Here is a 13,829-nt window from a genome sequence, read left to right as displayed (position 1 = left end):
TAAAGGAGGAATCCGGATTTTGTTTCAGCTCTCCGAAAAACAAGCTCAAGACATCGTAGACAAAATGATGAAGGATATTCCATACAATATCAATATTATGAATGAACGAGGCATCATCATTGGCAGCGGCGAGAGTGAACGAATCGGAACCATTCACCAAGGAGCTGTTCAGGCGCTCGAAACTGGGAAAATGGTTGAAGTGTGGCAGGACGGCCACTATGAGAAAAAAGGAACCAATGAACCGATTGTCATTCATCATGAGTTAGTTGGTGTCATTGGTATTTCAGGCAATCCCGATGAAGTGCGTCCTTTTTGCAATATTGTTAAAACTACGGTGTCTCTCCTGATTGAACAGCGCATCTCGCTGGAGCATCTGGTTCACGAAGCCAACCGCAAAAAATCTGTGCTGGAAATGTTGTTAAATCATCAGGGAGCCTACACGCAAAAAATAAAAAAAGAAGCCGCTCAATATCACATTGATTTGCTTCTAAAAACTTCGGCTGTATATGTAAAGTATCTGCCTGCTGATCCAGCTCATTTAGGCGAGTTGTCCAATATATTCATGCAGCATCCGTCCTTTCGTATGGAGGAAGACTGCTATCTCATCCTGATACAAAATCAGGAGCCGACAGACAAACTGCTAGAGCCACTTGTGCGTAGCCATCCCGATGTGCTGATTACGGTCAGCAGACAGGAGCACAACATTGCGGATGTTTATATGCAAGCCAAGTCAGCTATGAATGTTTTACTGGCTTTGCGCCCGCCTGTGCAAAAAATTTCTTTTGCGGAAGTCGAGTTTCTGGTCAAATTGAGTCAAACGAACCTGACGAACACGATCTATCTGGTTAGCAAGTTGGAAGATACTGTGGATTTGCTGGATACCCTGCGAAGCTTTATTAACCATAACGGCAGTGTCTCCTTTACCGCAGATGAATTAAATATTCACCGAAATACGCTGCAATACCGCCTGAAGCGCATCCATACCTTAACCGGTAAAGATCCCCGGAACCTCCTTCAGCTTTTTGAGCTTACGCATGGCTTATTGGCACTGTATCAATGAACTGCTGTTTCACGCCAGACCATGCGCCAGTAATATCCTATTTCCGCTCGCCGTCACTCCCCAATTTCTCAGTCAATCCGGCTTTGGCTAAGTTCGGGATTACAGGCGAGCGCTCGTATTATATCGTATTTGTATGATGCCGTTTTATGTTTATAACCCACTTCTCCATCTGTTCATTTCTCGCTGAACTGAAGTACTCTTGCGATATTCTCGCACGTACGCTCTACGTTTTGCGGCCCTTCGGCCAGCAGCTTACCGAGCTCCGAGGCTCCCGGCACGATGCCAAACACCGCATCTATCCCTTCCTTGTACAACGTGTCGATCCCTTCCCCGATATAACCTGCGACCGCAATGACCTTTTTACCAGACTGTTTTGCCGCCTGAGCTACTCCATAAGGAGTTTTACCGAATTTGGTCTGAAAATCAATACCGCCTTCCCCCGTCAAAACGATATCGGCAGTGGCGAGCTTTTGTTTTAAACCGGTGTATTCAATCACAATTTCAATGCCTTTTTGCAGCGCTGCCTGAGTGAAAATTAATAAGCCCGCACCCAATCCACCTGCTGCGCCTGCGCCTGGAAGATCGCGCACATCCTTGCCCAGCTGCTGCTTCACCACATCGGCGTAATGAGCAAGATTGGCATCCAATTGCTGCACCATCTCCGGGGTTGCCCCTTTTTGTGGCCCGAATACTTGAGATGCCCCATGCTCTCCGCACAGCGGATTTGTCACATCACAGGCTACAATCAGTTGTACCTGCGACAAGCGGTCATCCAGTGATGAAATATCAACGCTGGCCAGCTCGCCCAGACTACCGCCGCCGCGCGGAAGAGTATTGCCTGTTGCATCCAAAAATCTGACGCCCAGCGCTTCCGCCATTCCTGTACCGCCATCATTCGTTGCGCTTCCACCAATGCCGATGATAATTTTTCGAATTCCCTGGTTCAGACATTCACGGATTAACTCCCCTGTGCCGTAGGTTGTTGTCTTTAACGGGTTTTTGTTATCCTTGTTAACCAGATGGATTCCACTGGCGGATGCCATCTCGATTGCCGCTGTGGTGCCGTCTCCCAGCAGGCCGTATGCAGCAGTTACAGGTTCTCCAAGCGGCCCTGTCACCTCGATATAACGAATCTGCCCGCCTGTCGCATCCACCAGTGACTGCACCGTTCCTTCACCGCCGTCCGCCATCGGTACGTGGACATAATTCGCCGCCGGATAGACCTTGCGCAGTCCTTTCTCCATCGCGATACACACTTCTTTAGCCGTCATGCTTTCTTTAAAAGAATCTGGTGCCAGCACAAATGTTTTCTCTCTCATCTTCTCACCCCATCGTGAATATTAAAGTAAAAATCCATACATGATTGTCGCTACAATTGCCATCGTTCCACCCACAATAGCTTCGTAAGGAATCAATCCCATCCGTTGTTTAATGCTCATTTTCATGCTGTCTGCCGTGACGTGAAAATAGTTGCCCTGCGGCAAGGAATCAATGACTGTAGCTCCTGTATGCACCATCACAGCTGCAGCAAGCGGGGCCGTTCCCATGTTCAGAATGGCTTCCCCAAACGAGCCTGTCGCCAAAATAACGCCAGTCGAGGTGGACGCCGTAGCAGCTGCCATCAGAATACCTGCAAGCGGTGCCAAAAATGTACCGGAAACTCCCGAAGCTTCAATCAGGCCAACCACCTGAGCAGACAAGTTGGAGGCAGAGATCAGACCCGCAATCCCACCTGCACCGATCAAAATCAGCACGGTCGCCGTCATTTTATTCAAACCGGAGGCCGAATACTTCAGGATATTGCGCCCTTGTCCCATGGCCAGCATACCCACAATCCCAGCGATCGGCAAAATGTACATCGCATCCACCTTGAAATTCGAAAGTGCTTCAATACCAGAGATGGAACCAATCGGGTTAATCATCAGCAAAATAACAGCTACCAGCGGGGCTACAATCGCCCGTCCCAACGGCGGGTATTTCGATGTATCGACATCACTGTCCATGATATCCTGGTCGGACACCTTCACACCTTTGGTTTTCAACATAGATGCCACCAAAACAGTCATGATTAAACCGCATATCGCAGGAACCACTCCTGCCAACATCACGTGGCTTAAATCCAGATTAAATCCGCGCGCCGCTGCAATCGTATTAGGATTGGGAGAGATGATGTTCCCCGCTTTTCCGCCTCCAGACAAAGCCAACAGGAGCGCCAGCTTGGAAATCCCCATTTTGTTACCGACCGACAATGCAATAGGTGCCACAATCAGCACGGCAACGGGAATAAATACACCTACCGCCGTAATAATCATCGTCGCCAAGGCTAGTGCGAGTATCGCTTTACTGCCGCCGAACTTCTTTACAATAGCCTGCGCAATCGTCTCCGCTGCCCCGGATTCCATCATTACACCTGCCAATACACCTGCGGCAAGCACACGAATGACCGTCCCCATCACACTTTGCGTACCGCTTATTAACACGCTGATCGTCTGTTCCAAATTGGCTCCGCCCAATAAAGCGCCTACAATAGCTCCCAAAAATAAAGCGTAAACCGGATTCAGCTTTCTTAATATCAGAATAATTGCAATAGCCAGCCCTGCCAGAGCTCCTATCCAACTGATCGTCAATCCTTCCATCTGTCTAACCCCCCGGGCAATTTTTGATTACGCTTTCATTATATCGATTGCCGCACGTTAAAAATATTGAAGAACAGACGAAATTGATTGTGCATTTGAACAAAAAATCCGAACAGATCTATGTCTTAATATGCCATTTTCATTTTATGTATAGTGGCGTTACAAAACAAATTTAATGTATACGCTTGCAAATTTAAAATTTCAGATTATAATACCTGTATACAAGTATACTTGATTAATTGAGAAGGTGAAATGATGGTCGAATCAGAATTCCTATATCCCTCCAAATGGCTTTTAAAAGCCTCTGCTGGTGATCGCGTAACATCCGAGCTTAGAATGCGCATTATTTCTGGCGGGATTGAAAGCGGTACCATATTATCTGAAAATAAACTAGCTGCTGATTTCACTGTAAGTCGCTCACCCATTCGTGAAGCGTTAAAAATACTGGCATCCGAAAATATCATTCGATTAGAAAGAATGGGAGCCGTTGTTATTGGTTTATCAGAAAAAGAAATAGAAGAAATTTATGATGTCCGTCTGCTCATAGAATCCTTCGTATTTGAACGTCTTGTAAAGATGGACACTAATGATTTGGCGAAGGAACTTAGTAAAATTCTCGAAATGATGAAAGTCGCCGTCAAATATAGTGATGCTGATGAGTTTTCATATCAAGATGTCTTGTTCCATGAAACGATTATTCGTGCTGTCAATCATTCACATATTCTGATGATCTGGAATAATTTAAAGCCTGTTATGGAAAGTCTCATTATTTTGTCGATGCGTATGCGTTTCACTGAAAAGTATGAAGATTTTACACGGATTATAAACAATCACGAACTTTATATTGAAGCAATCAAAGTAAAAGATAGAGACCTCATGATCAAGTCTTTACATGAAAACTTTGATGATGTTCAAGGTAAAGTAGAAGACCTATGGATGTCACAACAAATGCTATCTAAAGGAGTCGTGCAACAAAATGACTAACTATATGTTGGGTATAGATATCGGAACCACAAGTACGAAAGCCGTTCTATTTAGCGAAAAAGGCGAAGTCATCCAACAAGAGAATATTGGATACCCGCTTTATACACCGGATATAGCGACAGCTGAACAAAACCCAGAAGAGATTTTTCAGGCTGTCCTGCAAGCCACTTCGAATATCATGAAACATCACTCACAAAAAAAGCTATCGTTTGTTTCATTTAGCAGTGCCATGCATAGTGTCATTGCCATGGATGAAAATGACCGCCCACTGACGTCTTGTATCACTTGGGCAGATAATCGAAGTGAAGCATGGGCACATAAAATAAAAGATGAGCTGAATGGCCATGAAGTCTATAGACGAACAGGAACACCCATTCACCCCATGTCACCCTTAACAAAAATAGCTTGGATTGTGAATGACCTTCCTGAAACCGCTGTCAAGGCTAAAAAGTATATCGGAATTAAAGAATATATTTTTAAAAAGTTCTTTGATCAATATGTAGTGGATTATTCCCTAGCTTCTGCCATGGGTATGATGAATCTAGAAAAATTAGATTGGGATGAAGGGGCATTAAAAATTGCTGGTATAACCCCTTCTCAATTATCTGAGCTTGTGCCAACAACCAGGATATTTACCAACTGTAATTCAGATTTAGCAAAAAAGATGGGGATCGATCCACAAACATCGTTTGTCATTGGAGCTAGCGATGGAGTCCTTTCTAATCTAGGTGTAAATGCGATACGAAAAGGTGAAGTTGCCGTTACAATCGGGACAAGCGGAGCTATTCGAACCATTATAGACAAGCCTCAAACAGACGAAAAGGGAAGAATATTTTGTTATGCCTTAACAGAAAAGCACTGGGTTATTGGGGGGCCGGTGAACAATGGCGGGATGGTCCTTCGCTGGATCCGTGACGAACTTGCCTCATCAGAAGTAGAAACAGCGAAAAGACTAGGAATTGATCCATATGATGTACTAACCAAGATTGCTGAACGTGTAAGACCAGGATCTGACGGATTGTTATTCCATCCATACCTGGCTGGTGAACGTGCGCCATTATGGAACCCAGACGTACGTGGCTCATTCTTCGGTTTAACGATGTCACATAAGAAAGAACATATGATTCGCGCAGCCCTAGAAGGAGTCATTTACAATTTGTACACCGTATTTTTAGCATTAACCGAATGTATGGACGGTCCTGTGACCCGAATTCAAGCTACTGGAGGCTTCGCAAGATCAGATGTTTGGCGGCAAATGATGTCTGACATATTCTCATCTGAAGTCGTCGTTCCAGAAAGCTACGAAAGTTCTTGTCTAGGAGCTTGTATTTTAGGCTTGTATGCCACCGGACAAATCCAGTCCTTTGAAGTCGTTTCTGAAATGATTGGCAGTACCAACAAACATACACCAAAAGAAGAAGCGACCAAGGAATATAGGAAATTGCTGCCGATTTTCATTAACCTATCCAGAGTATTAGAAGATGATTATACACGGATTTCCAATTATCAAAGAAGCTTAATTAAACACTAAAAAGATAAAAAGCAGGGGGTAATTACAATGCCATTAGTTATCGTAGCGATTGGAATTTTAGCATTATTAGTTTTAATAATGGGCTTCAAATTGAATACCTTTATTTCATTAATCATTGTATCGTTCGGCGTCGCTTTAGCACTTGGAATGCCATTAGAGGAAATTGTCAAAACCATCGAAGCCGGATTAGGCGGAACTCTTGGTCACTTAGCGTTAATCTTTGGACTTGGAGCGATGTTAGGTAAGTTGATCGCTGATTCTGGTGGTGCTCAACGAATTGCCATGACCCTCGTAGACAAATTTGGTGAAAAAAATATCCAATGGGCAGTCGTAGCTGCTTCATTCATTATCGGTGTGGCGTTATTTTTTGAAGTAGGATTAGTATTGTTAATTCCAATCATATTTGCCATTTCAAAAGAATTAAAAGTTTCTATTTTATATCTCGGGATTCCGATGGTTGCAGCTTTATCCGTAACACATGGTTTCTTACCTCCACATCCAGGGCCAACAGTTATTGCTGGTGAATATGGCGCGAACCTTGGTGAGGTTTTACTTTACGGTTTCATTATTGCCATTCCAACCGTTATTTTAGCTGGACCTGTATTTACTAAGCTTGCCAAAAAACTCGTACCTGCATCATTTACGAAAACCGGTAATATCGCCTCTTTAGGTGAACAAAAAGTATTTAAATCCGAGGAAACTCCGGGATTTGGTATCAGTGTATTTACTGCAATGCTTCCTGTTATTTTAATGTCTATTGCTACGGTTATTACTTTGCTTCAAAAAACAATGGGATTTGAAGATAGCAGTTTACTAGCAGCGATCCGTTTTATTGGTGATGCATCAACTTCCATGTTAATTTCCTTACTGGTAGCTGTCTACACCATGGGAATAGCACGAAAAATTCCAATCAAAAATGTAATGGCATCTTGTACAACGGCTATTACTCATATTGGGATGATGCTCTTAATCATTGGGGGTGGCGGAGCCTTCAAACAAGTACTGATTAATGGCGGCGTAGGTGACTATGTGGCTGAATTATTCAATGGAACTACATTATCACCCATCTTACTTGCCTGGATTATCGCTGCAATATTACGTATTTCCTTAGGTTCTGCAACTGTTGCAGCTTTAACAACCGCTGGTTTAGTTATTCCGATGTTAGGACAATCCGACGTTAATCTTGCTTTAGTTGTGCTTGCAACGGGAGCGGGTAGTTTAATAGCTTCACATGTTAACGATGCTGGTTTCTGGATGTTTAAAGAATATTTTGGTTTAAGCATGAAAGAAACATTTGCAACATGGACATTGCTTGAGACCATCATTTCTGTAGCTGGATTAGGATTTATTTTAGTACTAAGTTTATTCGTATAAATCATGATTCCCGGGCGGTAGATCCCCACTTATTTTTCTTAGAATCTTCTAAGCCTATAAGTGAGGATCTACGGCCTATTCATTTCAAATAAAAGGAGCAGAAAAAATGTCCAACACAATTGGTGTCATTGGTTTAGGGGTAATGGGCCGTAATATCGCTTTAAACATGGCTGGTAAGGGTGAGCAAGTCGCTGTCTATAATTATACGAGGGATTTAACGGATGATCTTGTTAAAAAAAGTGAAGGTCACTCCATCCATCCCTACTACGAAATTCAAGATTTTGTTTACTCCTTAAAAACTCCAAGGAAAATCTTCCTTATGGTAACAGCGGGCAAACCGGTCGATTCGGTAATAGGTACATTAGTACCCTTTCTTGAAGCAGGCGATGTGATCATGGACGGTGGTAACTCCCATTACAAAGATACGGAACGTAGATATGATGAATTGGAGTCAAAAGGAATCGGTTATTTGGGAATCGGTATCTCCGGCGGCGAAGTCGGGGCTTTAAATGGACCTTCAATCATGCCTGGTGGAGATAAAAACGTATATGAAAAAGCAGCTCCTATTCTAACAAAAATAGCAGCCCAAGTGGACGGAGACCCTTGCTGTGTTTATATGGGTCCAAAAGGGTCCGGTCACTTTGTAAAAATGGTACATAACGGAATCGAGTATGCAGATATGCAGTTAATCGCAGAAACCTATACATTTTTAAGAAAAAGGTTACGTTTATCTGTGAATGAAATTGCTGATATCTTTGAAATATGGAATCAAGGGGAACTGAAAAGTTATTTAATCCAAATCACAGCAGAGATTTTACGGAAAAAGGATGATGTAACAGGCTTACCACTAATCGATGTGATTCTTGATAAAACAGGGCAAAAGGGCACAGGTAAATGGACAAGCATTCAAGCAATTGACAATGGGATCCCATCATCCATTATTACAGAGTCATTGTTTGCCCGTTACATCTCCTCTTTAAAAGAAGAACGAGTTTATGCAGAAAATATTCTAACAGGACCAGGGATTGATCAGCGAAGTTTAGATAAAGATGTGTGGATTGAGTACATTAGACAAGCTTTTTATATGGGTAAGATTTGTGCCTACGCGCAAGGATTTATACAATATAAAATGACTTCTGAACTTTACGGATGGAATTTACCTTTACAGGATATAGCCCTTATTTTCCGTGGTGGTTGCATCATTCGTGCTGAATTCTTAAACGTAATAAGCGAAACATATCAAGAACAGCCGAATTTGGCTAATCTATTAATCGCCTCGTATTTTGCTGAAAAAGTTAAAGAGTATCAAAAAGGATTACGAAAAGTTGTCTGTGAGGGTATTAATTCTGGCACTTCGTTTCCATGTTTAAGTGCTTCACTTACTTATTATGATAGTTACCGGACAGGCATTTCGAATGCTAACCTTTTGCAAGCACAAAGGGATTATTTTGGTGCCCATACTTATGAACGAAGTGATGCAGCAGGGTCCTTTCACACAAACTGGCAGTGATCGATAGTGGTAGTAAATCTCCAGTGTCTATGCTATTTCATCTCATTTTTGAACGATCGAACTCGTTGCTTCTGTCGTACCTTTTGCCTCACCATGTCCTGTACCAAATAGGTTCAGTACCACCACGCCAATAACAATTAAAGCAATACCTGCGATACTTCCTGTATTGATTTTTTCTTTCCAAATCAATACTGAAATAAGCGTTGTAGCAACAGTTCCTACACCTGACCAGATGGCATAAGTCATATTTAAGGGGAGCGTCTTAAGGGATAAGGAGATAAAGAAGAAAGAGATCACGAACGCCACAATTGTGAATAAAGTCGGATACAGTCTGGTGAAACCTTCTGAAGCTTTAAGCATTGAAGTTCCAACAAGTTCACCAACAATAGAGATTGCCAAGAAAAGATAAGCCATTATTCATTCTCCTTTATATATGTTTTCAATTCTCCCATCATTTTTTGCCTCATTTCTTCATTGGGAGGAGCAAGCCCAAACATTTCAGCAAACCACAAACCGTCTATAGCTAATCGGACTATCGTGGAACGAACGGGGTCCAATTGGTCGTTTTCAATTTTATTTTGGATATCCTCATACTCGTCCTGAAGTAATTTTAACATGTGAGGGTTCGTAAACTGTGCTGCTGAGAGAGCGGTATACAGGTCACTTGCATTCCGATCGCCAGAAAATGATGTATTCATATACGCGCGAGTCCATCTTCCTTTGGAATGCATATCGTTTTCTGCTCTCTCATTAAATTCGGAGACAAAGCTGGTCGATAGTTGTTCAACCATTCCCAAAATCAATTCATCTTTATTCGGAAAATGGTAAAGCAATCCTCCTTTACTTATTCCCGCTTTCTTAGCCACCGCTTCTAACGTTAATTTCTCTACTCCTTCTTCATGCACAATCATCGAGGCCGCTTTAAGAATTAATTCTCTTTTTAATGCTTTTTTAGTTGTATTCATATTGATCACCCCTCTTTACTATACCGTCCAGACGGTTTTATTTCAAGTGGGTTAAAGTTATGGATTGGGTATGTAAGCCTAATTGAGTTGGATTAGGTTTTGATACGTTAGGTTTAAGCTAAATAAAAAGAAGCCTTGGGCGTATAACATTTCAGCCAAGACTTCGTCAAATAAACATCTACCCAGCCCAGACATTTGGTAAAAGTTCGCATCTGTTGGGTTTTAAGTGCCACCTATAGTTTAACTCTGCACATATTGTCTCAGCCATTGGAGCGCGGGACGTTCCGTGCCGTTAGAATTCAGCAGATGTGTGTTCGGCTTCCAAGTTTGTCCCTGGATATACCCCCAGAGCGTAACTCCCTTCACCGCAGAATGCTTCCATAATACCGGAAATTTCTCCTTGTATCTGGCAAGCTGGGTGTTATCGTCTCCAGTTATATCCAGTTCCGACACATAGATTGGCAATCCTGTTGCCGCCAGCTTGTTCAGTACAGTGTTCATTGTGTTAACTGAAACAGTGTCCATGCTAAACTGGTGGCATTGAATACCAATTCCGTCAATCAGGCCTCTGCTCTTGAGCTGATTAATAATATAGACATATTGGTCGGTTAACGAGGGATCGTTGATAATTCCATATTCATTAATCATCAGCTTGGCATTTGGAAAAGCTTGTCTTGCCTGTTGGAACGACCATATGACCCAATCCCATCCGGTCGACCCGTCACCGCCTATGGCATTGCGGAAGGATGGCTTCTGATGCAGGGGCTCATTCACCACATCTATAAACTCCGCATTCGGATAGCGTTGACCTGCTGCTTTAATCCACTGGGTCACTTCCGCCTTCTGATCAGCAGCCGACAGTCCGCTAATCCAACCTGGCTCCTGAGCACCCCATACCAATGTATGGAACTTGAACGGGAAGCCATTGTTACGGGCATAATTATAAGCGGTATCCGCCTGCGACCAGTTCATGTTGTTACGGCTGCCTTCAACCGACCCCCATTTGGTCGAATTCTCTGGCGTCACCTGGTTCCAGTATGTTCCGAAACTTGCAGGGACACTTCCAGCAATGATATTCCCCAGGAATTTGCCACCGTTCGCCATACTGGCACTAGCCGGGTTTATCAGAACTGATGATAACAACACACCCGCCAACGCCAAGCTGCTTACCAACTTGCCCACTTTAAATTTCGACATAAAATCTCCTCCTCATACGTATAGTTTTTAATATTCCTATCTCTAAATAAATCGCTTACATTTCCAATTATAAGAATGAAAGGTTATTGTCCGCTACATGTAAAAGTAAAGATTTTACCCGAAAAACTTTACATCATTGCGGGGTGACTGAACACCCTGGTGCTCCTTTAACACATCGTTTCGATTAAAATCTAGCCAGAACGATCATTTATTGATAACACGATAGAAGTGACACTTACACTGCTTAAGTAATTCGGATTGAATTCAATTTTTACGAATGGGAATCACTATACGACAGTTTAAAGGGCACCCAATCGGGTGCCCTTTGTGCGTAACACATGTTTTCACATATGCTGGTATAAAACATGCGTAACAATTGCGGATAAGGATGGAAGTTTTATTAATGCCCGCGATGTTTTTCTTTCGCTTTTTTCTCCTTTAATTCCCTTATCCGTGCCTTCATGGATTCCCTTTGCTGTTTAGAGTAAGCATGTTTCTCCAACTTGCGCTTCTCATACTCTAACTTTAAGGCCTCTTGTGCGTTGGAAGAGACCCCCTTCTGCCTTAATTCATACGCTGCCTGTCTTGCTAGCCGCTTCGGATTGACCTTCTTCGTTTCAGACCACTTTATAGCCACCTCTTGTGAGAGCCGACCAACAAGTTCCCACATTTCCTCACGGATAAAATGGAGAATTTCCTCGTCCTTAGGCTCTGTACCAAAGATGTGCCTAGCTGCCTTCAATTTCCCTTGGTCCTGCTCCTCCACGACTCCAACCCAATACTGTCCATCATGATAAACTGTAAGCTTCATTTTAATCCCCCTCATTTTAAATCGAAACGATGGACATCCCGAGGGGGGAAGGTTACTGACATGGTACTCTTGGAATCTGAGAGTCATTCATGCGTCTGGACTACCAACCAGACTGTGTTTTTTCGTCCCAGAAAAAGTATAGTTGCCTTACTGGAAAACAGCAAGACAAAAAGATTAATTCTGTATGAAATTGTAAACCGCTGATATGTATTAGAGTGAACCTGGATATAGAGTATACTATATGAGTATAAGTTCGATACACGATGACATTATATATGTAATGGTATTCAAATACAGCGCAGAAGAGGTTGAAAATGAGTCAGAAGCATTTTACAGATTACGCATTAAGTGAAGAAATTGTAAGAGCGCTGAATAGCTTGGGCTATGAGACGCCAACAGAGATTCAGACGGAAGTCATTCCAGTTGCGCTTGAGAAGAAGGACCTTGTTGCCAAATCGCAAACAGGTAGCGGCAAAACAGCGGCATACGGTATTCCACTTTGTGAGCTAGTAGATTGGAATGAGAATAAGCCCCAAGCTTTAATCCTGACGCCAACCCGTGAACTTGCATTACAGGTCACCGAGGACATCACGAATATTGGACGCTTTAAGCGGATAAAAGCGACGCCCCTTTATGGAAAACATCCTTTTCATATCCAAAAGGCCGAGTTAAAACAAAGAACACATATGGCTGTAGGTACGCCAGGACGTGTACTGGACCATATTGAACGAGGCACGCTATCGTTAGATCGAATGGCCTACCTCGTGATTGATGAAGCTGACGAGATGCTGAATATGGGCTTTATCGAGCAAGTTCAGTCGATCATTCAGGCCCTGCCTAGTGACCGGGTTACCATGTTATTCTCCGCTACTTTTCCTGAGGATGTAGCCAGACTGTCACACAAGTATATGAACGATCCTGTTGAAATTGAAATAAAAGCAGCCGGTATAACGACCGCTACAATTGATCACTCTCTTATTCAGGTGAAGGAGTCAGACAAGCTGGCACTACTGCAAGATCTGCTGATTGTTGAGAATCCTGACAGCTGCATTATTTTCTGTCGTACGCAGGAGAATGTAGATACATTATTCAGAGCATTGGCTGATCTTGAATATCCATGTGATCGCATTCATGGTGGCATGGAGCAAGACGAGCGATTTGAGGTAATGAATGCATTTAGAAGGGGTCAATTCCGTTACTTGATCGCGACAGATGTTGCCGCCAGAGGAATTGATATCACGAATATCACCCATGTCATTAACTACGATATTCCCCTTGAGAAGGAAAGCTATGTTCACCGCACAGGACGTACGGGACGTGCTGGCAAAACGGGTAAAGCCATTTCCCTCATCACTCCTAAGGATGGCCGAAGATTAGCTGATATTGAAGCATATATTGGGTTCGCGATTCCGCAGGTAAAGGCTCCCTCGGAAGAGGCTGTTGACCTCCGTAGAGAAGATTTTGGGCAGAAACTGCATGTAAAAACCGCACTCAAAAAAGATAAGCGCGAGCAACTAAACCAACAGATTATGAAGCTGAACTTTAACGGCGGTAAGAAGAAAAAACTTAGAGCTGTCGACTTCGTGGGGACCATCGCTAAGCTTGACGGGGTCACCGCAGATGATATCGGGATTATTACGATTCTGGATTATGCGACAGATGTTGAGATTCTGAATGGTAAAGGTCCACTGGTGCTTGAGATTATGAAGAATACAACCGTAAAGGGTAAGCTGTTAAAGGTACGTAAAGGGAATAAGTAGA

General features: G+C 43.0%; 12 protein-coding genes. 6 read left to right on the top strand and 6 right to left on the bottom strand.

The annotated features are described in order from the left end of the window. The first annotated feature begins 19 nt into the window (after positions 1–19). Positions 20–1,060: a CdaR family transcriptional regulator gene (locus NLX78_RS05375; protein ID WP_254349817.1), complete on the top strand. Its 1,041-nt coding sequence runs from the start codon at positions 20–22 to the stop codon at positions 1,058–1,060. Between the two features lie 173 nt (positions 1,061–1,233). Here the strand turns inward: NLX78_RS05375 and NLX78_RS05370 are convergent, their stop codons facing one another. Both NLX78_RS05370 and NLX78_RS05365 read right to left on the bottom strand, forming a co-directional pair. After that, complete coding sequence (locus tag NLX78_RS05370; protein WP_254349816.1) at positions 1,234–2,379, bottom strand: glycerate kinase family protein; 1,146 nt, start codon at positions 2,377–2,379, stop codon at positions 1,234–1,236. A 21-nt stretch (positions 2,380–2,400) separates the two neighbouring features. Then, positions 2,401–3,696, bottom strand: coding sequence for a GntP family permease (locus NLX78_RS05365; RefSeq protein WP_254349815.1), 1,296 nt, complete (start codon positions 3,694–3,696; stop codon positions 2,401–2,403). A gap of 252 nt (positions 3,697–3,948) precedes the next feature. Here NLX78_RS05365 and NLX78_RS05360 point away from each other — a divergent pair, with 252 nt between their 5' ends. From NLX78_RS05360 to gnd, 4 genes are all read left to right on the top strand, one after another. Further along, positions 3,949–4,680 carry a GntR family transcriptional regulator gene (locus tag NLX78_RS05360; protein WP_254349814.1) on the top strand — a complete coding sequence of 244 codons (732 nt, stop codon included), beginning with the start codon at positions 3,949–3,951 and terminating at the stop codon, positions 4,678–4,680. Next, entirely contained in the window at positions 4,673–6,211 is a 1,539-nt protein-coding gene (gene gntK / locus NLX78_RS05355) for a gluconokinase (RefSeq protein ID WP_254349813.1), read from the top strand. The genes NLX78_RS05360 and gntK overlap by 8 nt, the downstream gene beginning before the upstream one ends. A 27-nt stretch (positions 6,212–6,238) precedes the next feature. After that, the gene (locus NLX78_RS05350) at positions 6,239–7,585 is read left to right on the top strand and encodes a GntP family permease (protein WP_023991059.1); all 1,347 of its coding nucleotides are present in this window, start codon (positions 6,239–6,241) and stop codon (positions 7,583–7,585) included. Positions 7,586–7,691: 106 nt separating this feature from the next. Beyond that, positions 7,692–9,095 carry a decarboxylating NADP(+)-dependent phosphogluconate dehydrogenase gene (gene gnd, locus NLX78_RS05345; RefSeq protein WP_254349812.1) on the top strand — a complete coding sequence of 468 codons (1,404 nt, stop codon included), beginning with the start codon at positions 7,692–7,694 and terminating at the stop codon, positions 9,093–9,095. Positions 9,096–9,137: 42 nt separating this feature from the next. Here the strand turns inward: gnd and NLX78_RS05340 are convergent, their stop codons facing one another. The 4 genes from NLX78_RS05340 to NLX78_RS05325 all read right to left on the bottom strand — a co-directional run bounded on the left by NLX78_RS05340 (position 9,138) and on the right by NLX78_RS05325 (position 12,068). Further along, a complete protein-coding gene (locus NLX78_RS05340; RefSeq protein WP_254328044.1) occupies positions 9,138–9,509 on the bottom strand; it encodes a DMT family transporter in 372 nt (123 codons plus the stop codon). Next, a complete protein-coding gene (locus NLX78_RS05335) occupies positions 9,509–10,060 on the bottom strand; it encodes a TetR/AcrR family transcriptional regulator (protein ID WP_254349811.1) in 552 nt (183 codons plus the stop codon). Before NLX78_RS05335 ends, NLX78_RS05340 begins: the two co-directional genes overlap by 1 nt. Positions 10,061–10,300: 240 nt before the next feature. After that, on the bottom strand, positions 10,301–11,257 hold the full coding sequence (locus NLX78_RS05330) for an endo-1,4-beta-xylanase (protein WP_250260033.1): 957 nt from the start codon (positions 11,255–11,257) through the stop codon (positions 10,301–10,303). A 400-nt stretch (positions 11,258–11,657) separates the two neighbouring features. Further along, positions 11,658–12,068 carry a YjdF family protein gene (locus tag NLX78_RS05325; RefSeq protein ID WP_235306775.1) on the bottom strand — a complete coding sequence of 137 codons (411 nt, stop codon included), beginning with the start codon at positions 12,066–12,068 and terminating at the stop codon, positions 11,658–11,660. Positions 12,069–12,382: 314 nt separating this feature from the next. On the opposite strand from NLX78_RS05325, the gene NLX78_RS05320 reads away from it, so the two are divergent. After that, positions 12,383–13,828 carry a DEAD/DEAH box helicase gene (locus NLX78_RS05320; RefSeq protein WP_254349810.1) on the top strand — a complete coding sequence of 482 codons (1,446 nt, stop codon included), beginning with the start codon at positions 12,383–12,385 and terminating at the stop codon, positions 13,826–13,828. Position 13,829 lies beyond the last annotated feature (1 nt).

The sequence above is a fragment of the Paenibacillus sp. Lou8.1 genome, from assembly GCF_024213565.1.
Classification (GTDB): Bacteria; Bacillota; Bacilli; order Paenibacillales; family Paenibacillaceae; genus Paenibacillus; species Paenibacillus polymyxa_B.
This window is presented reverse-complemented; position numbering and strand designations above follow the sequence as displayed.

Excerpts from the sequence above, each read along its gene's own strand:
- NLX78_RS05365 (WP_254349815.1), bottom strand. The coding sequence starts at position 3,696 with ATGGAAGGATTGACGATCAGTTGGATAGGAGCTCTGGCAGGGCTGGCT.
- NLX78_RS05350 (WP_023991059.1), top strand. The coding sequence starts at position 6,239 with ATGCCATTAGTTATCGTAGCGATTGGAATTTTAGCATTATTAGTTTTA.
- NLX78_RS05320 (WP_254349810.1), top strand. The coding sequence starts at position 12,383 with ATGAGTCAGAAGCATTTTACAGATTACGCATTAAGTGAAGAAATTGTA.
- NLX78_RS05340 (WP_254328044.1), bottom strand. The coding sequence starts at position 9,509 with ATGGCTTATCTTTTCTTGGCAATCTCTATTGTTGGTGAACTTGTTGGA.
- NLX78_RS05360 (WP_254349814.1), top strand. The coding sequence starts at position 3,949 with ATGATGGTCGAATCAGAATTCCTATATCCCTCCAAATGGCTTTTAAAA.
- gnd (WP_254349812.1), top strand. The coding sequence starts at position 7,692 with ATGTCCAACACAATTGGTGTCATTGGTTTAGGGGTAATGGGCCGTAAT.
- gntK (WP_254349813.1), top strand. The coding sequence starts at position 4,673 with ATGACTAACTATATGTTGGGTATAGATATCGGAACCACAAGTACGAAA.
- NLX78_RS05335 (WP_254349811.1), bottom strand. The coding sequence starts at position 10,060 with ATGAATACAACTAAAAAAGCATTAAAAAGAGAATTAATTCTTAAAGCG.
- NLX78_RS05330 (WP_250260033.1), bottom strand. The coding sequence starts at position 11,257 with ATGTCGAAATTTAAAGTGGGCAAGTTGGTAAGCAGCTTGGCGTTGGCG.
- NLX78_RS05325 (WP_235306775.1), bottom strand. The coding sequence starts at position 12,068 with ATGAAGCTTACAGTTTATCATGATGGACAGTATTGGGTTGGAGTCGTG.
- NLX78_RS05370 (WP_254349816.1), bottom strand. The coding sequence starts at position 2,379 with ATGAGAGAGAAAACATTTGTGCTGGCACCAGATTCTTTTAAAGAAAGC.